This window comes from Pseudomonas endophytica, assembly GCF_001411475.1.
GTDB classification, from domain to species: domain Bacteria; phylum Pseudomonadota; class Gammaproteobacteria; order Pseudomonadales; family Pseudomonadaceae; genus Aquipseudomonas; species Aquipseudomonas endophytica.
Genome location: NZ_LLWH01000162.1, coordinates 1 through 23302, shown reverse-complemented (window position 1 = coordinate 23302; position 23302 = coordinate 1). Strand labels below are relative to the sequence as shown.

Annotated in this window: 10 protein-coding genes and 1 pseudogene; all 11 read left to right on the top strand. The window is 53.3% G+C overall.

Annotated features, from left to right (window positions below):
- The first annotated feature begins 403 nt into the window (after nucleotides 1–403).
- Entirely contained in the window at nucleotides 404–1885 is a 1482-nt protein-coding gene (locus AQS70_RS11150; RefSeq protein WP_055102831.1) for a sigma-54 interaction domain-containing protein, read from the top strand.
- Nucleotides 1886–1935: 50 nt separating this feature from the next.
- Nucleotides 1936–5322, top strand: coding sequence for a DEAD/DEAH box helicase family protein (locus AQS70_RS11145; RefSeq protein ID WP_055102830.1), 3387 nt, complete (start codon nucleotides 1936–1938; stop codon nucleotides 5320–5322).
- 2 nt (nucleotides 5323–5324) lie between these two features.
- On the top strand, nucleotides 5325–7454 hold the full coding sequence (locus AQS70_RS11140) for a DNA recombination protein RmuC (protein WP_241492828.1): 2130 nt from the start codon (nucleotides 5325–5327) through the stop codon (nucleotides 7452–7454).
- 32 nt (nucleotides 7455–7486) lie between these two features.
- The gene (locus AQS70_RS11135) at nucleotides 7487–9091 is read left to right on the top strand and encodes a type I restriction-modification system subunit M (protein ID WP_055102829.1); all 1605 of its coding nucleotides are present in this window, start codon (nucleotides 7487–7489) and stop codon (nucleotides 9089–9091) included.
- Nucleotides 9088–10272: a restriction endonuclease subunit S gene (locus tag AQS70_RS11130; protein WP_055102828.1), complete on the top strand. Its 1185-nt coding sequence runs from the start codon at nucleotides 9088–9090 to the stop codon at nucleotides 10270–10272. The genes AQS70_RS11135 and AQS70_RS11130 overlap by 4 nt, the downstream gene beginning before the upstream one ends.
- Nucleotides 10273–10378: 106 nt before the next feature.
- Nucleotides 10379–11351 (top strand): annotated as a pseudogene (locus AQS70_RS24310) (5'-nucleotidase).
- A gap of 12 nt (nucleotides 11352–11363) precedes the next feature.
- Nucleotides 11364–11696 (top strand): hypothetical protein, encoded by a 333-nt coding sequence (locus AQS70_RS11120; RefSeq protein WP_055102827.1) that lies wholly within the window; start codon nucleotides 11364–11366, stop codon nucleotides 11694–11696.
- Between the two features lie 537 nt (nucleotides 11697–12233).
- Complete coding sequence (locus tag AQS70_RS11110) at nucleotides 12234–15569, top strand: STY4851/ECs_5259 family protein (RefSeq protein WP_055102825.1); 3336 nt, start codon at nucleotides 12234–12236, stop codon at nucleotides 15567–15569.
- Nucleotides 15562–21897 carry a DEAD/DEAH box helicase gene (locus tag AQS70_RS11105; protein ID WP_055102824.1) on the top strand — a complete coding sequence of 2112 codons (6336 nt, stop codon included), beginning with the start codon at nucleotides 15562–15564 and terminating at the stop codon, nucleotides 21895–21897. Before AQS70_RS11110 ends, AQS70_RS11105 begins: the two co-directional genes overlap by 8 nt.
- Before the next feature lie 288 nt (nucleotides 21898–22185).
- Complete coding sequence (locus tag AQS70_RS11100) at nucleotides 22186–22845, top strand: vWA domain-containing protein (protein ID WP_055102823.1); 660 nt, start codon at nucleotides 22186–22188, stop codon at nucleotides 22843–22845.
- On the top strand, nucleotides 22845–23302 hold a 458-nt coding region (locus tag AQS70_RS23280; protein ID WP_164488183.1), incomplete at its 3' end, for a PP2C family serine/threonine-protein phosphatase. The genes AQS70_RS11100 and AQS70_RS23280, both read left to right, overlap by 1 nt.

Here is a 23302-nt window from a genome sequence, read left to right as displayed (position 1 = left end):
CGTGGCGCGCCTGCGACCGCGATAACGGCGGACAGATTGCGGCTAAACCATTGGCTGAGTGATAACTGAGTAGATTGCGGCGTGAGGGTATTCATTGCCATCATCTCGCTATTAGATGATGGCACTTTAGTTAAGTGGTTGGCGATTTGAAAGAGGCTAGTGGAGCGCATGAGCTCCATTTTTGCAGGCGTAAGGCGAACTAAGGATTTAGGTGGAGCGTAGACAATCCATTAATCCGTCCGCGCGGCTTGGCAGGGCCCGAAAGCCCCTACCAATGTTTTTTGAGGGTATTTCGGTTTACGAAGCTCAACCTGGCCCGATAGTTTAGTATCCGACCCATGAGTCGCAGCACAAATTTCCCTGTCTGGATCCAGCGGGAGTATGAGTCGGGGGAACAAGGACCGTGTCCAAGAAGCAGCGTGTATTGACTTGTTGGGTCGGAGGGAATGATCTCAAGGCACCAGGGGGGGGTGAGGTCGGCCCGATTTTATCGACCTTACAATCGGCGTCATTTGACTGTGTTGAGTTGCTCAGCTCATATCCTGCAGAACGTGTTGAGCCTTACCTTGCCTGGCTTAAAGCGGGTGTGGACATAGGTATTGAGCTTCACTATGAGTCGCTGAGCTCCCCGGTGCATTTCGGTGAAATCTACAAGGCGGCGAATAAGCATTTGGAACGGCTGTCCTCGCCTCGAACAGATCTTTCAATACTGATCAGCCCTGGCACGCCTGCGATGCAGGCAATCTGGATTCTGCTAGGCAAAACACGCTATCCAGCTACCTTTTATCAGTCCTCTCTAGAGCAGGGCGTTCAGACAGTTGATGTTCCATTCGAGATCACTGCGGAGTATGTGCCTGCAGCTAACACCATCACCGGTGACAAACTGCTACAGCTTTCCGAGGGGCAAGCTCCGTTCAACGCGGCCTTCGACAGCATTATTACGCAAAGCAGCCGCATGCTGATTCTAAAATCTCAAGCCCAGATTTTGGCGCAAAAGCAGGTTCCGGTGCTTATTTATGGTGAAACTGGCACGGGAAAAGAGCTTTTCGCCAGGGCCTTACACAATGCCAGCTCTCGTTCATCCGAGCCTTTTATCGCAGTCAATTGTGGTGCCATCCCGCCAGAGTTGATCGACTCCACGCTTTTCGGTCACCGCAAGGGAGCGTTTACCGGGGCTGTCGAGAATCGAGTCGGTGTTTTCCAGCAAGCTCATGGGGGAACTCTCTTCTTGGATGAGTTCGGTGAACTCACTTCAGACGCACAGGTACGCCTGCTACGGGTGCTGCAAGAGGGTGTTGTAACTCCGGTGGGAGCTAGTCAGGACATTAAGGTGGATGTGCGTTTGATTACTGCGACCCATCGCAACCTGATGCAGGCCGTGGCGGACGGGCGCTTCAGGGAAGACCTGTTCTACCGCGTAGCCGTAGGTGTCTTGCACCTACCACCGCTTCGTGAGCGAGAGGGAGATCTGCTGCTGCTGGCGGATTCGCTGTTGAAGGAAATCACGGCTCAGGATAATTCCCTTAAAGGTAAGAGAATTTCCATAGATGCAAAAAATCTTATTATTCGCCACCCTTGGCGAGGCAATGTTCGGGAATTGCAATCGACTTTATTGCGAGCAGCGCTCTGGTGTTCTGGCAGCGTGATAGGCGCGGCTGACATCGAGCAGGCTTTGTTTCAGATGCCTCAGGATAAGCAAAGTCCAACGTCCCTAGATGTATCTCAAGGCATTGATTTGCAAGAAGTAATGTCTGGCGTGGCTGATCATTATCTTCGCCAGGCACTTAGGATTACGGGTAATAACAAAACCCGGGCGGCGGGCCTGCTAGGCCTCAAAAGCCAGCAGACGCTGAGCAACTGGATGAGCAAGTACGGTATCGACTAAAAATTTGGCACGGTCCTCGCTATAGGATCGATATGGACAGAATAGCCTTTATGAAATCAGTCAACTTCGAATTCCTCCGCTCCGGCAATGAATTACTGGCGAATCTTGCTGGCCTGGCCGAGGCGGTGCTGCATATCGATCCGGGCAGCGCGCTGACTCGCCTTCGCAGCTTCGCTGAGGAACTTACCAAATCCGTTTACAAGGAAGAGTTGCTGCCGCGTATGCCGCAGTCAACCTTCTACGACCTGGTGAAAAACTCGGTCTTCACGGACTGCGTCAGCAAGCCTCTTGTACACCAGATCAATTTTCTGCGCGTTCAAGGCAACGACACTGCCCATGGTGCGGAAGGTAATCTGCATAACGCCCAGCAGGCGCTGAAAACTGCCCATCAGCTGGCTATGTACATGGCTATCAAATACTACGGGGTTGCCCAAGCTGCGATTCCCGAGTTTGCCGATGTTCAGGACCCAACTGCTGCGCTAGCGACGCTGCAGAAAACTGTTTTCAGCTATGAAAAGGAACTGAGCCAGCAGCAGGAAGAGCTTCAGCGTGTGATGGACAAGCTTGAGCAAGAGCGCGTCCGCAACCTCTACAAGCTCGATCCGCCAGCCCGGCCCGATCAAGAAAAGCGCCAGCAACAGAGCCAGCAGGTTTCTGACAGCCTGCAATGGAGCGAGTCGAAGACTCGCAAGCTCATGATCGACCTAATGCTGCGCCAAGCCGGCTGGGATGTGAGTGATTCCGCGCAGGTTGGGCAGGAGGTCGACGTCGATTTCCCTGACAACGCCAGTGGCAAGGGCCGTGCGGACTATGTGCTGTGGGGTGATAACGGCCAGCCGTTGGCTGTGATCGAGGCCAAGAAGACCGGCAACGTCAGCCTGCAGGCCGGTCGCGAGCAGGCGCGCATGTACGCCGATGGTTTCGAGCGCATGGGCATGCAGAGGCCAGTGATCTTCTGCAGCAACGGCTACGAAACCTTCATCTGGGATGACGCGCAGTACAATACCTACCGCCCGGTGTACGGCCTCTACAGCAAGAGCAGCCTCGAGTACCTGTCGTATCAGCGCAAGTATCGTATCGCCGAGCTGGAGCAGCACAACCCCGACTTGAACATTGCCGACCGCCCTTATCAGATCGAGGCCATCAAGACCGTTGCCGCGCATTTCCAAAATCAGCGGCGCAAAGCCCTCATCATTCAGGCCACCGGTACCGGCAAGACCCGTGTGGCCATTGCCCTGGCTGAGCTGCTACTGCGCACCGGCTGGGCCAAGCGAGTGTTGTTTCTCTGCGACCGCAAAGAGCTGCGTGTTCAGGCTGACGATGCTTTCAAGCAGAACTTGCCGAGCGAGCCACGCTGCGTCATCGGTGAAACCAGCAAGGTGGATCAGACGGCGCGAATCTTCATTGCCACTTACCCGGGAATGATGAACCGCTTCGCTCAGCTCGACGTGGGCTTCTTCGACCTGATCATTGCCGATGAGAGCCACCGTAGTATCTACAACAGATATCGCGATATCTTCGACTACTTCGATGCGCTGCAAGTTGGCCTCACCGCCACGCCGGTCAAATTCATCAGCCGTAACACGTTCGATATTTTCGATTGCGAGACCACCGACCCTACGTTTGAGTTTGGTCTGGATGCCGCCATCAACAACGAGCCGCCTTATCTGGTGCCGTTTCGCGTCAAGGATTTAACCACCGATTTTCTGCGTGATGGCATTCATTACAGAGACCTGAGTGACGAACAAAAGGCCCAGCTTGAGGAAGATCTCGGCGAAGAGGAGGCCCAGCGCACGACCATCGCCGGCAAGGACATTGGCCGTAAGATCTTCAGTGAAGACACCGATCGCATCATTCTGGAAAACCTGATCGACAACGGCATCAAGGATGAAACCGGCTCTCTGGTAGGCAAGACAATCATCTTCGCTCAGCGCCAGGATCACGCCGAGCATCTCGAAAAGCTCTTCTGCAAACTCTACCCGCAGTACGGGACCAAGGTTTGCAAGGTTATCCATAACGGGATCACTCATGTGGGCTCGTTGATCAAGGAATTCAAAAAGCCGGATAACGACTTTCGGATAGCCATCTCGGTCGACATGCTGGACACCGGTATCGACGTGCCAGAGGTGGTGAACCTTGTGTTCGCCAAGCCGGTGAAGTCCTGGGTCAAATTCTGGCAGATGATTGGTCGAGGCACCCGTCTGCGTCCTAATCTGTTTGGTCGGGGCAAAGACAAGCTAGAGTTCCTGATCTTCGATCACTATGGCAACTTCGACTTCTTCGAGCAGGAGTACCAGGAGCCGGAAGACACTGGTAGCAAGTCCCTGCTGCAAACTACCTTCGAGGCGCGGCTGGAACTGGCCCAGGCAGCGCTGACACTCAACCATGCCGAAGCTTTCGATGCCGCCATTGACTTGTTGCGCGCCGACATCAATGACCTTCCGGAAACCAACGTGGCGGTCAAGCGCGAGCTGCGTAACGTGCACCAGTTGCAGCAGACCGATCTGCTAAAACGTTTCGAGGCCAATACCCAGCATCTCTTGAGCAACACCATTGCCCCGCTGATGTCCGCTCGGGTATTGCACGACAAACACGCTACCGCGCTCGACAAGCTGGTCGCCAACATTGAACGCTGTCTGGTGGAGCAGGCCAGTTGTTTCGAGGACGGCAAGATCGCCCTTCTGGCTGAGCTGGACAAGCTTGCTGTGAATATCCAGGCCGTGCGCCAGAAGGATGAGATTCTCGCCGAGGTGCGCAGTGCGGCTTTCTGGCAGCAGCCGAGCATTAGCAAGCTGGAGAACGCCCGCCAGGAACTGCGCGGCATCATGAAATACCGGCAGACGGGGAGCGCGGTCAGTTACGGAGTTGGAGTCACCAAGGCCAAGGATGACAACGTGGTGGCTGAGGAGCGTCGAGTCGTGATCTCGGGTGCCAGTGAGGCGATGCAGTATCGTGGTCGACTGAAAAAAATTCTCACAGATATGCTCGCCGCCAATCCGATTCTGCAAAAAATCCACAAAGGCGAGCCAATCGCTGAGCCAGACTTGAAAACCCTGACCTCGACTATTCTTACCAGCCATCCCGGAGTAAGCCTAGATTTGCTGAATGAGTTTTATGGACGTACCGCAGAGCAGCTACACGTCACGATTCGCGAGATGATCGGACAGGATGCTCAGGCAATCGAAGAGCACTTCAAGAAGTTTCTTCACAGCCACCCAACCCTCACTGCTCAGCAGGTGAGTTTCATGAACCTGCTGAAGAACTACATCGCCCAGCACGGCAGCATCGTTATCGAAAAACTCTACGACGCACCCTTCAACAGAATTTCCCATGAGGGAATCGATGGCGTTTTCAAGCCGACGGATATTGATCAGTTGGTCGCAGTGCTCAAACCATTTCTTCGCGAGAACAACTCGCCATCTGGCATTCAGGAGTGACCATGCAAGCCAGTCAATGGACAACGGACATCATTGTTATCACTGCGGTGCTCGCAGTCGTCTTTGCGCTGCTTGGGTACTTCGTTGCAGCCTTGCGCCAAGGTCGGCAGTTGAGCCAACTGACAGCCCAGCTTGAGCAGGCTCACGCGACTCAGGCATCGGCAATCGCAGGGCAGGCTGCTCTCGGGGAGCAACTCAAAGCGGCAGAAGGACGTAGCCATGAGCTGCAAGTTGCAGAAAGCAAGTTGAACGCACAACTACAGTCCGCCTTCGAAAACGTGACTCGGTTGAACACGGAGCAACAGCAGAGTAAGGACGCCACTGCTACTGTGCAGCTGAAGTTGGAAGATGCGAATCGGCAGCATCATGAAGCCGCCAAACGGCTGGATACCGTCCAAGCTGAGGGGCGAGCGCTCCAGGAGCAGGTGACCGATCTGCGTGATCGCCTAGCTGCTGCGCAAACGTCCGTTCTCTCGCTGCAAAGCGAGCGCGGCACCCTCAAGGACGAACTGGCTAACCTGGATGCCAGTGCCAAGGTAGCCGCAACCAGTGAGCGTGAGGCACGTGAACAGCTCGCTGAGTCACGCCAGAAGCTGGCCTCACAGGTTCAGGGATACAACGATCTGCTTGAGCGTTACCAGCCGCTTAGCAATCAACATGCGGAGCTCAATACGTCGCTGCAAAAACGAGAGGAAGTGGTGGTTGAGCTGCGTGATCGTCTGGGCCAAGCTCAGACTACCAACGAGCAGTTGCACGCAGACCGTGACCGCCTCAAGGATGAGCTTGCTAATGAAGGCAAGCGGGCCAAATCGCTGGAAACCTCCGAGCGTGATGTGCGCGAGCAGTTAGGCGAGGCCAAGCAGGGGCTCATCGAGCGAGCGCAGGCAATCAATGCGCTACAGGAGCGGCTCAGTACGCTGTCGTCCGAGCATACCGAGCTCAAGACTACGCTGCAGAAGCGCGAAGAGCATTTCCAGGAGCAGATGCTTCAGTTGGCCGATACCCGCAAATCGCTGACTCAGGAATTCGAAAATCTGGCTAATAAGATCTTTGAGGAGAAAGGTAAAACTTTTACCCAGACTAGCCAGACCAGCATTGACGGCATGCTCAAACCCTTCCGTGATCAGATCGAGGGCTTTCAGAAGCGCATCAACGATGTTCACGATGCTTCTCTGCAAGGCAACACCAGCTTAAATGCTGAAATCAAGAAGGTGCTGGATATTGGGCTGAAGATGAGCAGTGAGGCCAACAACCTGACCTCGGCTCTCAAGGGTGATTCCCAGCAACGTGGCGCCTGGGGCGAAGCGCAATTGCGTCGCACCCTGGAAATGAGTGGACTGGTCGAGGAGGCGCACTACGAAGTGCAGAGCGCGTTCAAGGACGCCGAAGGCAAGAGCAAGCAGACCGATTACCTGATCAAGATCCCAGACGGCAAGCACATGATTATCGACAGCAAGGTTTCGCTTGTCGCTTATGATCGGGCTGTCTCAGCCAGCACGCCGGAAGAATATCAACTGGCATTGGTGGAGCACGTAAAGTCTGTGCGCAGGCACATCGACGACTTGGCCTCCAAGGATTACACCAACCTGATTGGTATGCGCAGTCCCAGCTTTGTGCTGATGTTCATGCCCATCGAGCCAGCTTATATCGAGGCCATGAAGCACAACAAAGATCTGTTTGAGTATGGTTACAGGAAGGGTATCGTGCTGGTCTCGCATACCACGCTGATCCCAATTCTGCGCACAGTCTCTAACCTATGGATGCTTGAACGCAGCAATGCCGATGCTCGTGAGATTAGTGAAAAGGCCGGGGAAATCTATAACCAGGTTTGTATCGTTGCCGAGCGCCTCAGCAAATTGGGCGGTAGCCTCAACACAGCCAGCAATCATTACAACAACACCGTAAAAGCCTTGGCGGGGCAGCAGGGCCTCTACGGCAAGGTAGAGCGCTTTGACAAACTGTCCGCAAAGGTCAGCAAGACTCTGCCGCAGCTCGAGCCAGTACATATGGATTTCGAGGCGGAGCGACTGTCCCTCATCTTCGAAGCCATTGAAGACGCCCCTGCGTCAAACGAGCCCTTGCTCCATAGCGCACATGATCCTGTTGCTGGCGAAGTCTCCGCCCAGCAGTAATTCCGAATTCTGATAAAGAGAAGTAGCAAAAAATGCTTACTGGCAAAATCCGTAACGATATCGACAAACTCTGGGAGAAATTCTGGACTGGCGGTATCACCAACCCGCTGACCGTGATTGAACAGATCAGCTACCTGATGTTCGCCCGTATGCTCGACATGCAGGAAGACGTGGCTGAGCGTAAGGCCAATCGTACCGGCAAGTCTTTCGATCGTCTGTTCCCCAATACGCCTGAAGGCCAGTTGCTGCGTTGGAAGAATTTCCACCACCTCAGTGGCAAGGAGTTGCACAAGCATCTCAAGCAAAACGTCTATCCGTACTTCGCCAAATTGGGCAAGAAGTCCGATGCGGCGGACGGCCTGGGCGAGGAAGGCAGTGCGCTGGAAGGCCTGGGCCATATCGGCGAGTACATGCAGGACGCTGACCTGGAGATTAAAAACGAGTCGGTACTGACCTCCGCTGTCGAGATGGTCAACGACTTGCCGCTGACCCAGAGCGACGTCAAGGGTGACATCTACGAATACCTGCTGAGCAAACTCACCACCGCCGGCATCAACGGCCAGTTCCGCACGCCGCGGCATATCATTGATGCCATGATCGAATTGATCGCGCCGCAGCCCACCGATGTCATCTGCGACCCGTCCTGCGGCACCGCAGGCTTCCTGGCTCGTACCATGGAATACCTCAACAAAGTGCATTCCAGTGACGCCGGTATCTTCAAGGATGAGGACGGTAATCCGCACTACAGCGGTGACCTGCTTGAGCCGTACCGTGAGCACATCAACAAACAAATGTTTTGGGGCTTCGACTTTGACACCACCATGCTGCGCGTCTCCAGCATGAACATGATGCTGCACGGGGTGAATGGCGCGAACATTCGCTATCAGGACTCCCTGAGCAAATCCATCAAAGAGTACTACCCGCGTCAGGAGCAGGACTTCTTCGATGTGGTGCTCGCCAATCCGCCGTTCAAAGGCACGCTTGACGAAAGCAACACCAACCCCGATGTGCTGGGCCTGGTGAAAACCAAGAAGACCGAGCTGCTGTTTGTCGCCCACATTCTGCGCTCGCTCAAACTTGGCGGCCGAGCGGCGGTGATCGTGCCGGACGGCGTGCTCTTTGGCGCCAGTAAGGCTCACCAGCAATTGCGCCAGGAACTGCTCGACAACAACCAGCTCGAAGGCATCGTCAGCCTGCCTAGCGGCGTGTTCAAACCCTATGCTGGTGTCAGCACAGCCATCCTCATCTTCACCAAGGGCGGCACCACCGAACGCGTATGGTTCTATGACCTCCAGGCCGACGGCTACTCGCTGGACGACAAACGCACTGAGCTCAAAGGTGAGGGCGGCAACGACCTGCCCGACGCTATTGCCCAGTGGCACAAATATCGTCAGATGGTCGATGGCAATGTCAGCGCCAGCACCATCAACACCCTATTCGGCGACAAGCGCAAAAAAGCGTTTATCGTGCTTGCTGAAGGCATCGTTGCTAACAAGTATGACCTGTCTATCAATCGCTATAGAGAGGTGGAGTACCAGCAAGAGCAGTACGAAGATCCAAAGGTGATTTTGGGACGGCTAAAAGAGCTGGAAGAGGAAATTTTGGCGGACCTGGATGCGCTGGAGGGGATGCTGTGAGTTGGCCAATAGTTAATTTGGGAGATGTTTGCCAGAAAGTGGATTATGGCCTCACAGCATCTGCGGCTGAGCGGATACACGGGCCACGATTTCTTAGAATTACCGATATGCAGGACGATACGGTGGACTGGGATACTGTGCCGTCATGCGAATGTAGCGAGCGCGAGTATGACCAGAATAAGCTTGCTGTTGGCGATATTGTTTTTGCGAGGACAGGGGCTACCACAGGGAAAAGCTTCCTTATACGACACCTGAGCAAGCCAGCAGTGTTTGCCTCATATTTGATTAGGGTTCGGCCTAGTCAAAGTCTGGACCCGATTTACTTATCGTACTTTCTTAAATCGTCTATGTATTGGCATCAGATATCTACGATGGCAAGCGGTGCGGCGCAACCTGGGGTAAACTCCAGCAAACTGAAGGAGTTAAGGCTTCCGCTTCCTCCTCTGCCCGAACAGAAGCGCATCGCCGCCATCCTCGACAAGGCCGACACCATCCGCCGCAAACGCCAGCAAGCCATCCAGCTCGCCGACGACTTCCTCCGCGCAGTGTTTCTGGATATTTTCGGCGACTCGGTGACCAATCCGTACGGCCTCAGAAAAGGTTCTATCACCGAGTTGGCAGAGATTATCACTGGTAACGCATTCAAAAGTGATGACTACATTGGTGATTCAGTAGATGCTGTACGGCTTTGTCGAGGAACTAATGTACTGACTAGCTATTTTGATTGGAGTGATACAGCTTACTGGCCTAAAGATAAGCTTAATGGTCTGGAGAGATATCTACTCTCGAGTGGTGATGTGATTTTGGCTATGGATCGTCCGTGGATATCAAGCGGATTAAAGGTTTGTGTATTTCCTGGGGGAGAGAAAGATACCTACTTGGTACAGCGAGTGGCGCGTCTGCGACCTAGGGAAGCAGCGTTGTCCGAATATGTTTATTCTTGCATTAAGTCAATGGCTTTTGAAGCGCACTGTTGTCCAACAGAGACAACGGTTCCTCATATTTCGCCCGTCGAGCTTAGAAGTTATGAGGTTTTGATCCCAGATACGGCGTCACTTCTTAAATACAATCAAGTGGTCGCAAAAGTTAAGTCAGCCATTGCTGGTATGCAGGAAGCGGCTATGCGTGCTGGAGATGCCTTTGGGTCTATGAGCCAAAAGGCTTTCACTGGTCAGCTGTAAATAAGGAAGTCCACATGTACCCCAAGGCTTTCAAGCTCAATCACTTCCGAAGCTACAGGGCCATTGCTGTTGTTCTCCGTGTTTCCGCTATGAAGGGGTGGGTTTGATGGTACTTGATTTGAGCAACACCCTGGTGGTGGGCATCTCAGCCACCGCGCTTTTTGACATGAGCGAGTCCGATCAGATATTCAAGACGGCGCTTGAGGCTGACCCCGAAAGCGTGATCGACAGCTATCGTCGCTATATGGAGGAGCACGAGGACGAGCCGCTGTCACCTGGCACCGGTTATCATTTGGCTAAGGCGCTGCTCGATCTCAACCGACATATGAAAAGTGGCGAACTATCCCCTCTGGTCGAAGTAGTGGTGATGTCTCGCAACAGCCCGGACACGGGTATTCGCGTACTCAAGACCATTCGCCGTGATCAGTTGGCGATCACGCGTTCGGCGTTCACCGGTGGCGAGTCAGTGGCTGACTACATGGATGCCTTCGATGTCGATCTGTTTCTCTACCAACGTGGACGACGCGCAAAAGGTGATCGATTCCCGGCAATGCGCCGCTGCGATCCTAAAGGCGCCTCCAGCCAACGCTCCGCAAATCCCCAAAGGCCAGGTACGCATCGCTTTCGACGGTGACGCAGTCCTGTTTTCCGACGCCAGTGAACTGGTCTACAAAACCCCAGGATTGGATGCCTTTCAGGCGCAGGAAGATGCACTGCAGCATACGCCGATGGAAGAGAAACCCTACGCCAGCCTGCTCATTAAACTGGCCAAGTTGCAGGAGCGTTTACCCACCGGTAGCAAGGATTCACCGATCAGAATCGCCATCGTCACCGCTCGAAACTCTCCATCTGAGATGCGCGTGATCAACACTTTGCGAGCCTGGGGCGTGTACGTTGATGAAGCTTTCTTCCTCGGCGGTGTGGGCAAGCCCAAAGTGCTGACGGCCTTCAACCCCCACATTTTCTTCGATGACCAGGACGTGCACTTGGAAGCGGCGGCAAATCTGGTACCCTCGGGCAAAGTGCCATACTTAACGAGACCCAATATCGGCTCAGGTATTGCCAGCTCGGTGGAGTGAAAGGAATCAGGAATGGACAGCGATAATCGGCTATACAAGCTTGCCGTAACCCCCGCAGGTCGACGGCTGTGGACATATATGGCTGCCATCCTCGAGGTCACAGAAATGACCCAGGGAAAACCGTTTCCATTGAAGCGGTTCATGGCGAATTTTCAAACTCATCTGGATGGTGGGCGAATCGAAAGCGAACCTGATGGCTACCGACTGACTCGCCTTGGGCATGACTATTTTCAAGCCCGTTATCAGGCCGGAAATCCCCAGCGAATTGAGCGAGCCGCAGTCGAGCAGATGATCAGATCTATTCGCTCAGGGGTCGGAGAAGGCGAGTGGATTAGACTGACTTGACCGTTGATTCGCTGTGCGTAGTCGAAAACGCTGATGATCTGAATTTCTCAATCTGACAAAGTCGCCCAACAAGGATGTTATTCATGTCTTCACAAAAGTATTCCATCAATCAGCAGCTGATCCTGCGAGATCGCCATTCCGGAAATTCAGCGCCCTCCCCTATGGGATACCTCCACGGTGCGTGGCCAAATGGAAAGCCTGGATCATGCTTCCCACTCGGTTACATCATCGGCGCGGTTGACATGCTTGCTAGTGTGATCGCGACATGGCGCGAAATGGCGCGATCACCCGCTTGGATGACCTCAAACCAACATGGCCTTCAACTGCCTCCCAGAGGATTCGGCCACCTCCAACCCGAGCTATTCGAAGTATTCCTGGTCGAACGCCGTCGGCTAATGGCCCAGAAAATTAAGCAATATTACTGGGGTGTGAGAGCCTACGGCAGGGTTATCGCGGCCCGTCGGCGTTTACAGGGGTAAAGCGAGCTGCAAGTTTCGACGCCTTTGTTAGGTCGTGGCTCAATCAAGGAAGTAGCTCATGCCTCAATCTGTATTCAAATTCTCTAGCTGGCTCGGTACATTTCTTCTGCGCCGAGGTGTTCAGGTCCCTGACTATCGCGGCTTGTACGCCTATCACTGCAGTCATGAAGAGTATCTAGACCTGTTGCACCAGCTCAGGGAGTTAGGAACCTTCGACAAGGCAGTAAATGACACAGCTGCCAGCGCCTGTTTGGTTCTTTTCTGCTCAGAATGGTACCGGCGTGAGTACCAGCGCGATCATGGCTGGAGCTGGGAACCGATATGGAAGACGCTGGGGTTCAGTCTATCGCCGGGCGATCTAGGCAAAACGATTCCAAAAGGGTTGGAGCACTACTGGAAGCGGCCGATGCACTTCTACGAGTCTGAGCGTAGGGATTTTCTCGGCTCATTGTTCAGTGAGGGCGGGCTCCCTTTTCAAGTACTACGTGAAGGTGGAAGCCGTTTTCACGCATTGTTCGACCGAATCCTCAAGCAGTATGACCAGTGGCATATTCTGGGCTATAGCACGGCGCAGCAAGTAGAGCAGCAGTTGGAGAAGGCGAACTTACCGAAGGTATTCGCCTCGCAGACTTCGGTGGAGCTGATTGCGCATATGGCCGATCAGCTGGTGTCCTTGGTGCGCGACTATGGCTTGGGGCAGGCAGCCGAGCCTGTTGCTCGCTTGGATGCCATGAATCCGAAATGGCGTGAGCTGTTCCCACTGCCGCTGGATAACCAAACCGGCAGTGAGTTGCTTAACGGGCTGTTGAAGACTGCCACGGTCGAGGATGGAAAACGTCGCAAAGAATCTAGCGGTTGGGCCTGTCGACACTTTTTGCACGAAGCAGAACCCAATGTGCTGAAGGTTCAGATATCGCTGCCAGCAGAAGTGGTTTTCCAATTAGCTATACCGCCGTCCACCACGCGCTTCGAACTTACGATTTTGGAAGGCGGTGAGGCTATTGCTCGCCTTGGCCCCGGTTATGCAGTTGTAGACAAGGGTGCCGCCCGGATTAGGTTGCGGCAGCGTGAGGTAATGGGGCGGCGTGGTGATTGCTCTCTGCCACTGAGCTTGGTGGCTATGGCGGGTGGCATGGTTGTCGCTTCATTACCCATTGAGAATAGCACCGTAGCACTAGGAGAGGTTCCTGTGGGCTTTGAACCGGTGAATGACCGCTGGCAGCTATGTGGTCAGGCATCATTCAATAGCCTCAGTGAAGATCTATTGCTTGTGCTACCGCCCGACAGCGCTTTGGGCCAGGTAGATGACCCGGGCGATGTCAGCATCACCGAGATATCTTCGGTGCTAGCTCTGCGTACATTCAACGTACAGGGTAAAGCGGAGTTCAAAGTTGATTGCGAAGGGCTGTACAGAATTCGCACAGGACACTCAGCTGGTTCGGGCCTCGGACTGGAGCTGGCGGGTAGCCAGTTAGGCTGGGCTACAAAACCCGCACTTACTTTTTTAGGTCTGCCCAAGGTGCAATGGCCTGGAGCTACAGATAAGCTGCAAACACAAGGTGGGGATCTTTTCGTTGGCGGCAAGCAACCCGGTAACAGCTCATTACAGGAAATGCTTGGCGCCCAATATGTAGCAGTTCGCAACCGCGGTGGCGACACGTTGTTGCGTCGTAAGATCGGTATCCTACCGGCTGACCTCCGTCTTGAATTGCGCAGTGGCGAAAGGCCTGGTCAGGGCAGCATTCTAGTGCATACCCAGCAGCGTTGCTTGTTGAGAATAGTAGGCGACGGTCTTCACACTCAGCAGATCAAGCGGGAGGATCATGTCGAGCTAAAACTTTCGACAGAGGGTTTGCCGCCGATCAGGGTCCGTCTTTCAGTCACGCCAAGCCTATTGTCAGATCCAGTTGAGATTGAGCTGCCCTTCCCCAACTCGGGCTGTCTGGCGATTGATGGTAGAGGTAAGCAGCTCAAGCGTGATATCAGTGTTGATGATCTGCTCGGCGGGCGTATTTATTTGTTTGGTCGCCATGGCGCGCCTACCAAGTTCGGGCTTGAGTTGACTCTCAAGGGTAATACCGCAAAGAACGCTTCTTACAGTTGGTCTTATACGGCTACTGAAAAGCCTGTAGATATCAGCCTGTTTAACATTCGTGAGCAGATTGTTGATCTGCTTTCATTGCAGTCTGGCATCGATCAGGCCGTGGAACTGCGGGTGTTTGGTAACGGCCAAGACGCCAATTTCCGAGTTCGCAAGTACGCAACGGAGATGGTGCTGGATCGCGATCGTCAGGTGCTTCTCGCCTCCAACCTTCAGGATTGCAATACCGCCTTACCTGAGCCGATTTTGATGTTGCTGCATGAGCCGATGCGTGGTGCCGTTCACCTCGGTTCGCGTTTGAGTGAAGGTGTTCCCACCGGAGAGTTTGAGCTACCGGGATTGGTTGAAAGAAACGGTCCTTGGCTGTTGTTGCCCAAGCAAGGATCACCCGTGTCATTCAGGCCCCTGTTTATTGCCGGTGGTTGGGAACCTGTACCGCAAAGCGACGACGTCCATAGTTTGCAGAAAGCTGTTTTGACCTTTGATCATGCTTCTCCCTTCAGCTCCTTTGCGCCTGTTCTGGATTCCATGTCAGTGAGCCCCATGCACAGCGGATGGCAATTCTTTAGAGCGCTGTATGACGGTTATGGTTATCTTCCTTTAGCGACGTTTGAGGCTTGGAGAGCGCTAGTGGGACACCCCCGTGCGTTGTCGATGGCGCTGTTCAAGTTTGAAATGGAAACGAAGTTTCTTAGTAGAATTGAGTCCGAGTTTCCCATTTTCTGGGAGTTTCTCCCGGTCACTGAAATTCATTTAGCTGCCAGGCGTTTCGGCGCTTTCCTTAAGGTTAAGGGCGTTGCTGATGAAGCCGTATCTGCATTGGTTGGCAGAATGTTCGCTAGATTAGGGGAGGCCTTCCCAACCTATGGGGAGAGTGTGCAGCGCTATCTTTCAGGAAAACCTGTTGGGCCGGAAATCCACATGGATCTCAAAACATTCAGGGCTGTAATTCACGGCTGGTATATCCAATTGATGCGAGATCGGAGTGACGCCACTTGGCCTAAATATGGTGGCAAGAGGTTGGAGCGCTGGCACAACAAACAGAGTGATTCGGTAATTTCTTTTCGGCTAGAAATGGATTATCGAAATGCTGTGGTCTACCTGCCTGTTTTCGCTGCTGCTATCGCTAGCGGTGAAGCACAGTTTTCCGATGTTTTCAAAGATAGTGTCGAGGCAATATTTTTCCTTCGGCAGGTTCGCGATTTTGATTCGAGTTGGTTTAACAGTATTTACCAATATTGTCTGTTGAACAATGTCATGGGTATGCATAAGGCGGTACCAGTCAATGGATAAGTATTTTTCTGCGCTTGTCGAGCAGGCGCTGTCCCGCACCACAGAATCCACCTTAAGTATTTTGAGCATTACAGATCCGGGCTTGCGTGAGCACCTTGGAGGGCTCATGCGAGCCGAGTGTGGCAAGGAGGGCTCATTCCTGGCGCCACCCTTGTTTGAGCAGACCTTCGGCTGGGAAGAGTCGCCTTTTACGATGGCGCAGTTGGCGGCTCAAAAGCAGCTACTTAGCAAAGAGATCGTGGCGTCGCTTAATGGTAAAGCTAACGGGCGCTACCGCTTTGGATCGACTTGGAGGCCGTTCACGCACCAATTGGCAAGTTGGCACTCCCTGCTGGAAAAGAAGCACTCAGTGGTGGTCACCAGCGGTACTGGCTCGGGTAAGACCGAGTGCTTTATGGTTCCGGTACTCGATGATCTCTACCGGGAGTACCGCGATATCGGCAGTAAGCCGCTTGTGGGTGTTCGAGCACTCTTTCTCTATCCGCTTAATGCTCTGATCAACTCGCAGCGTGAGCGTCTGAATGCCTGGACACAGAGCTTTGGTTCCGGGATACGTTATTGCTTATATAACGGCAATACCGAGGAGTTGCAGGCCAAAAAACGCACCGAGCAGATTGAACGGCCCAACGAAATTCTGTCGCGAGAGCTGATGCGTGAGCAGCCAGCCCCGATCCTGGTTACCAACGGCACCATGCTTGAATACATGATGGTCCGTCAGGTTGATGCACCTATAGTGCGCAAATCGAGAGAGCAGAAGTCGCTCCGCTGGATTGTCCTGGATGAGGCTCACACCTATGTAGGCTCGCAGGCTGCTGAGCTGGCGCTGCAGTTACGACGCGTGATGACAGCCTTCGGTGTCATGCCTAAGGATGTCCGCTTTGTTGCAACCTCAGCAACTATCGCCGGCGATGACGCTGCCGAGCAACTGAAACAGTTCCTCTCTGATCTGTCAGGGGTTCCGGTCACTCAGATTGACGTCTGGGGTGGTAAGCGGGTCATTCCTGAGCTTGCATCGTGCCGGCAGAAACCGGTTACTTTGCAGCAGCTCGAGTCTATGCCAGCTGCAAACCAAGAGGATCCGGAGATTCACCCCGACCGTTATGAAGCGCTTGTGCATTCGCCCATAGCTCATGAGTTGAGAAACGTTCTGGTAAGCGCTCCCAAACCGTTGAAGCTGACCGAGATGGCCAGCCATATGAGTCGATATCAGGGGCAGTCGTTAACACAGGATGAGATTTTGCGCTGGTTGGATCTGTGCTCTGGCACTCGACCCAATGAGTCTGAGCCTGCGTTCTTGAAACTGCGGGCCCACTTCTTCCAGCGCACCACCCACGGTCTTTGGGCTTGCTTCGATAAGCACTGTTCAGCCAAACATGGTACGCCGCTACGGGAGAAGTGGCCCTTTGGTTATGTCTATGTGAACCAACGACAAGCGTGCTCCTGTGGCAGCCCTGTTTTCGAGTTGGTTTTCTGCAATGACTGCAATGAGCCCCATCTACTGGCGCGAGATCATGGCGGAAAGCTAATCCAGTGGGAGAGTTCAGCTGGGGATGAGTTTTCGCTCCAAGCTGAAGCCTCGGTTGAGGAAGATGCAGATAGTCCTGGTGGGAATCTGCTAACCAAGACTCCTTTGGTGCTCGGTACCGTTAACAGTGACGGCCCGTCGTATATCCCTGTCGAGTTCGATAAGCATGCAGGGTCTTTTATGGGTGTCTCCGGCGAGCGTGTGCCGCTGCGCATGAACGACCTCGATGTGGTTTGTAGCCGGAAAGACTGCAGCTACAACGGATATCAAGGTGCTTTCCCGTTCCGTCGTGCGATGTTGGGCGGCCCTTTTTATGTAGCGAACGCTGTACCGACGGTTCTTGAGTATTGCCAAGACTATCAAGATGACGAGCAAAAACCGGAGTTTGGCCCGCAGTCTTTGCCAGGGCGAGGACGGAGACTGATTACCTTTACAGATAGCCGCCAAGGTACGGCGCGTATGGCAGTGCGTATGCAGCAAGAGGCCGAGCGCAGCAGGTTGCGTGGGCTTGTTGTTGAGATCTTGAACTGGCATCAGAAAAGCCACAGCAATGCCCAGACACCATCAAGTAGTGTTGAACCAGAGGTTCTACAGCAACTAATTGCTAAAGCAAAGGAAGATGTGAAGCTATACCGCAGCCTAGGTATCAAGGAGGAGGTCAGGGTTGCTGAGGACAAGGTCGCGCGCTTTACGGCGCTGCTTGCTGCGGCCACTGGGTTAAAGGTTCGGCCGGAGCTTGTGTCCTTGGCTTGGTCAGAGCTTGTGAATGAGCTAAAACAACGGGCCGATCTTCAAGAGAAAGGCCCTATGCTGCTTGCGAACAAGTATCAGAAGCCGGAGATATTTAAACAGACGGATGGACCACAAAAGCTGGCTGAGATGCTGCTTTTCCGTGAGTTCATGCGCAGGCCTAAGCGCCAAAACAGTTTGGAAACTCAAGGGCTGGTGAAGGTCAGTTATCTTGGGTTAGAAAAAATTCAAGAAGCCCCAGCCTATTGGGAGCAGAAGGGCCTGAGGCCGGACGATTGGCGCGACTTCTTGAAGGTCGCGCTGGACTTTTATGTGCGCGAAAGCAGCTTCATCCAAATGACTGAGGAGTGGAAAGACTGGATTGGTAGCCGTTTCTCTTCCAAAACTTTGCGCAACCCCGAATCTAAAGAAGCTGACGATAATCGAGTGAAACGCTGGCCGCAAATTCGTAACGGCAACCACTCACACCGCTTGGCTAAGCTACTACTGTTGGGGGCAGGTCTGAATCCCTCAAGCTCATCTGATGTTGATTTGGTCAACGCCTGGTTAAGAGACGCCTGGCTACAGTTAACCAGGCCTGGCGCGGCGTTGAAGTCTGATGAGAATCGGTACTATTTGCCCAGAGAGCACATGCTTTTTTTGTTGGTTGATCGAGCATTTGTTTGTCCAATTACTAACAAACTGCTTGATACAACCTTCAAGGGATTTACGCCTTACCTACCTGCGCACATGGACTTTTCGAAGCTTACAGATGAAAAGCGTAAAAGTTTTGTTTGCGAGCAGGTTGAGCTACCCAGTATTTGGGAGTTTGATCGTTCGCAGGAAGACTATGCGCCGGGCCTGGCGAAAATCAGGACCCAGGTTGCGGCAGATGCTCCCATCAACGAATTGCGTACGCGGAATCTTTGGACAGATATCAATGACAGGGCAGTTGAAGGCGGCTTTTATTACCGCACTGCTGAGCACTCGGCGCAGCAGTCTTCCGAGCGCCTCGGCTCCTATGAAGACATGTTCAAAAAGGGGCAGATCAACGTCCTAAATTGTTCCACTACCATGGAGATGGGTGTAGACATTGGCGGCATCTCCGCTGTGGTGATGAACAACGTACCGCCACATCCGGCTAATTATCTTCAGCGTGCTGGTCGGGCAGGCCGCAGCAAAGAGTCCAGAGCACTGGCTTATACACTTTGCAAAAATAATCCGCATGACCAGCAGGTTTTTGCCAACCCTAGCTGGCCATTTGAAACAAAAATCCCTGCGCCCGCGGTAGCGCTAAACTCCGCACGTCTTGTGCAGCGGCATGTGAATTCAATAGTGCTGTCTGACTTCCTCTGCAATGTCGTTGGCCCGACTCAAACTGAGAAGACCAGTCTCAACGCTCAGTGGTTCTATGACGATACGAAAGGCGGCTCGCAGTGCGACCGCTTTCTTGAACGTTTGGGGCTCGCTGTTTGCGACATGGATGAGGCGCTTTCGCTATTGGTCAAGGGAACCGCCTTGGCAGGGATAACGCCTGATCAGCTGCGCAGGCGCTCAATAGATCAGTTAAAGGCGTTACAAGGCCGCTGGTTGGCGAGTTACCGCAATCTGCTTTCAGAAGAGCAGCAGGCAAAACCTAACAGCCCTTACCTCAAGCGCCTTCAGGTCGAGAAAGCACGCCATTGCAATGAGTACCTGTTGCGTGACCTTTCTGCTCGCACCTTCCTACCGGGCTACGGGTTTCCTACTGATGTAGTCAACTTCGATAACTTCACTATTGAGGATTATATCCGTGAGGGAGGAGCCGAGAGGAAGGTAAAGCGCGACCGTGATGATAATGTGTCCCGGTATAAGGGACTTCCTTCTCGCAACCTGGCGATTGCCATTCGAGAGTATGCGCCGGGAGCCGAGATTGTATTGGACGGACGAGTCTTTAAATCAGCTGGTGTTTCTTTGCATTGGCACAATCTAAACGCTGATACCAATGAAGCTCAGAGGATGGACATCGCTTGGCGTTGTGACGTCTGCGGCGAGCTCGGCTATGAGGAGGGCTTGGTCAAAAGTGATGAGCTGACGTGTACCAACGATGAATGCCTCGCCATCATTAAGTCGGCAAATATCCGCAAGGTGCTGCAGCCATCTGGTTTTATTACAGATGCATATCAGTCTGCGTCGAACGATATCCAGCATCAAAAATTTGTACCCGTTGAAACTGCATGGGTTTTTGTGAGGGCGGCGAAAACCCCGCTACCGAATCCGGCGGTGGGAGCAATGGCCTATGGCACGGAAGGCCAGGTTTTTCATCACAGTTCCGGCGAGAACGGTGCTGGTTTTGCACTATGCATGAGTTGCGGTCGCGCGGCATCAATGCTGTCAGCAGATGAGTTCCCGCCAAGCCTGTCCCCATCCGGCGAACACTTTCCACCACGGCCTAGCAAAGCTGATAAAGACCAGGACAACAAAAGGCTGCCTTGCCAAGGCAGCGGTAGCATCGTTCCCAATGTCAGCTTGGGTGTTACCTCCTTTACTGACGTGTTCGAGTTGATGCTGCATCATCCAGTAAGTGGAGAGTACATCGCAGATAACGACCAGGGGCGTTGTGTCGCAATGACTTTGGCTGTGGCCATGCGTTCAGCTCTTGCCGAGATACTAGGGGTTTCTGCCTCTGAACTTGGTTATGCAACCCGACCAAGCAAGCTGGAAAACGGCCAGCCCATCAGAATTTTGCAGCTTTATGACGTGATCAGTGGTGGTGCAGGCTTCGCCTCGAGTGCTCCCTTACATGTCGAAAATCTGCTGAGCAGGATGGTTAAAACTTTGCATTGCGATCATTGTGAGAGCGGTTGCAGTGAATGCCTATTGGACTCTCAGACCCGGCATGATCATGACAGGCTGGATCGAAAACTGGCCAAGGACTGGTTGGGCGATGACTTCGCCCACTACGTCGGCCTTTCCATGGAAGATAAGCTGTCCTTGCCAGATGGAAAATATGCGCCTGGCAGTATCGAAAGCGTTTTGCGTCGCTTGATCAATGAAGGCGTGGAGAAGGTTACGCTGGTAGCTGCAGGAGATCCGAATGAATGGGATCTACTTGCCCCGCAATTCCGTAAGGCAATCCAGCGTTATTTGAATATTGATGAAGTGGCGGTCGAGCTTCTTGTGCCGGATGGCATCACCGATGAAGATCTTTTGCAGGACCTGCAGCGCCTTTCTTTACTTGGTGTAAGTGTCGGCTGCTACTCGTCTGATTACAAAAACCATTTCCTCGTACAGGCAAGCAAGGCGGGCCAGATAATTACGCTTGCCTCGCGCTCAGAATTGGCAGCTATGCCAGGTCGTTGGTGGCATCAGAGTGATGCGCTGGTGGTGGTTTCCCAGTCTCAACCAGCACTCAGTTGGAACGCATTTGACCTTACAATAGTTGGGAGTAAACCCGCCGACAGTAGCCTAATCATAGACTTACCGATTCACCAAGAACTCAACGGTCCTTTACTGACATTTGGCGATCGCTTCTGGGCGCTTCTCGCTGAGAACGCGCAAATTGCGGACGTGCTGGAAACTGCAACCATCTGCAGAATCCGGTACTCGGATCGATATATCCAAAACCCATCCGTAATCGCGATTCTGGGTACTTTGTTCAAGTTTCTTAAAGGGCGTATTGCTGATGATGCCGAGCTTCAGGTTTCTACGTTGTTCAAGCTTGGAAAGCTGCAAGGCCGCAAGGCTTTTGATGATTGGTCCAGAAAAGACGATTTCGAATTCTTCGTCAGTAAATGGTTATCGGCGATGGCCGGTCAAACCGTAAATCTCGTGCTTGAGACCTCAAACCGTGACATCCCCCATCGGCGCCGACTTGATTTGGAGTTTGAAGATGGCAGAAGCCTAACGGTGAGGTTCGACCAAGGAATTGCCTATTGGCAGGTTCGTTTTCGCTCTCATGCAGATATATGGTTTGACTTTGATCTCGAGGCCCGTGATCAAGTGATGCACATGGCTAAAGTGGTTGAAACAGCTCAGGTGCAGAACTCAGAGCAGAAGTGGTCGACGGATGTGCTTGTGGAGCTCAACGGTTAACCCCCGCGGGGCCTCCTTCTTGCACCATTCTCGTGCACTCGTAGCCGGGGATTCAGCTTCGGCCCGAGTGCATCGTGGCGCTCGGATGCCCATAAAATGTTCTGCGGAGAGGCCTCAGCGCTGACGGAGAATGATCAATAAGTTACTAAATAATAAATAAATTTACTTCCATTCCGGTCTTTCAATGCAGTGGAATGAACACAAGCATTTGAAATTTATATGTTTTGTGTTTGTGGCATGAAATGCGCTACAGGTACGTAAACACTTTATAACCAAGGAAGTATACGAATGTCAGAACTCAAGAAATTCCAAGTCCAAACTGCACGCCCGTTGCCGATCATCGTATTGGCTGATACCAGCGGCAGCATGGCGGTAGATGGCAAGATTGAAGCCTTGAACAAAGGGCTCAAGGACATGATCGCCAGCTTCTCCAGCGAGAGCCGTCTTCGCGCAGAGATCCAAGTTAGTGTGATCACTTTTGGTGGTAGCCAGGCTGAGTTGAATTTGCCGCTGACACCGGCTCATCAGTTACAGAGCTTCACACCATTGGTGGCAGAGGGTATAACTCCGTTGGGTGGAGCCCTGTCACTGGCCAGTCAAATGATCGAAGACTCTACCCGCGTCTATACACCGGTTGTCGTATTGGTATCCGATGGCTACCCCAATGATGATTGGGAAGTGCCTTTTGCTCGCCTGATCAATGGCGAGCGCTCCTCTAAAGCCACTCGCTTTGCCATGGCTATTGGCGCTGATGCGGATGAGCAGATGCTTCGTGACTTCGCCAACGACCCCGAAGCGCCATTGTTTCGTGCCGAGAATGCTCGAGACATTCACCGTTTCTTTCGTGCAGTGAGCATGAGTGTCAGTGCTCGGAGTCAGTCGGCTACGCCCAATCAATCAACCCCCCTACTGATACCAAGCGCAGACGACCAAGACTGGGAGTTCTGATGCGCCTGCTGGGAGGCGGGGCGTCGGTGCGAGGTCCGGCGCATCAATTGGACGGTACGCCTAATCAAGACGCCCTTTGTGTCAGCGGTGCGCGCGGCGGTTGGTGTATTGCCGTGGCAGATGGGTTAGGCAGTCGCCCACTCAGCCATTTCGGCTCTCGAAAGGTCGTTCAGCTCTTCAGGCAAATAGCGCGTCAGAGACAAAGCGTGCCGCATGGCGCGATAGCCTCAGCCTTGCGCGTTGCTTGGCTTACCCACTTTGGTGACCGTTACGGGGACTATGAAACAACATGCCTCTGGGCTCAGGTAGATGCTTCTGGGAGAGGTGTGGTTGGTCAGGTGGGCGATGGTTTGCTGCTTGTTAGAAGCCTGGGGGTGTTCAAGGTGCTGACTAGCCGGCGTCTGGGCTTCAGCAATCAGACCACTACCTTGGCGCAGGCAGACTCTAACGAACGCTA

Coding starts and splice junctions, on each gene's coding strand:
- AQS70_RS11105 (WP_055102824.1), top strand. CDS start 15,562: ATGGATAAGTATTTTTCTGCGCTTGTCGAGCAGGCGCTGTCCCGCACC.
- AQS70_RS11145 (WP_055102830.1), top strand. CDS start 1,936: ATGAAATCAGTCAACTTCGAATTCCTCCGCTCCGGCAATGAATTACTG.
- AQS70_RS11110 (WP_055102825.1), top strand. CDS start 12,234: ATGCCTCAATCTGTATTCAAATTCTCTAGCTGGCTCGGTACATTTCTT.
- AQS70_RS11100 (WP_055102823.1), top strand. CDS start 22,186: ATGTCAGAACTCAAGAAATTCCAAGTCCAAACTGCACGCCCGTTGCCG.
- AQS70_RS11140 (WP_241492828.1), top strand. CDS start 5,325: ATGCAAGCCAGTCAATGGACAACGGACATCATTGTTATCACTGCGGTG.
- AQS70_RS11120 (WP_055102827.1), top strand. CDS start 11,364: ATGGACAGCGATAATCGGCTATACAAGCTTGCCGTAACCCCCGCAGGT.
- AQS70_RS11135 (WP_055102829.1), top strand. CDS start 7,487: ATGCTTACTGGCAAAATCCGTAACGATATCGACAAACTCTGGGAGAAA.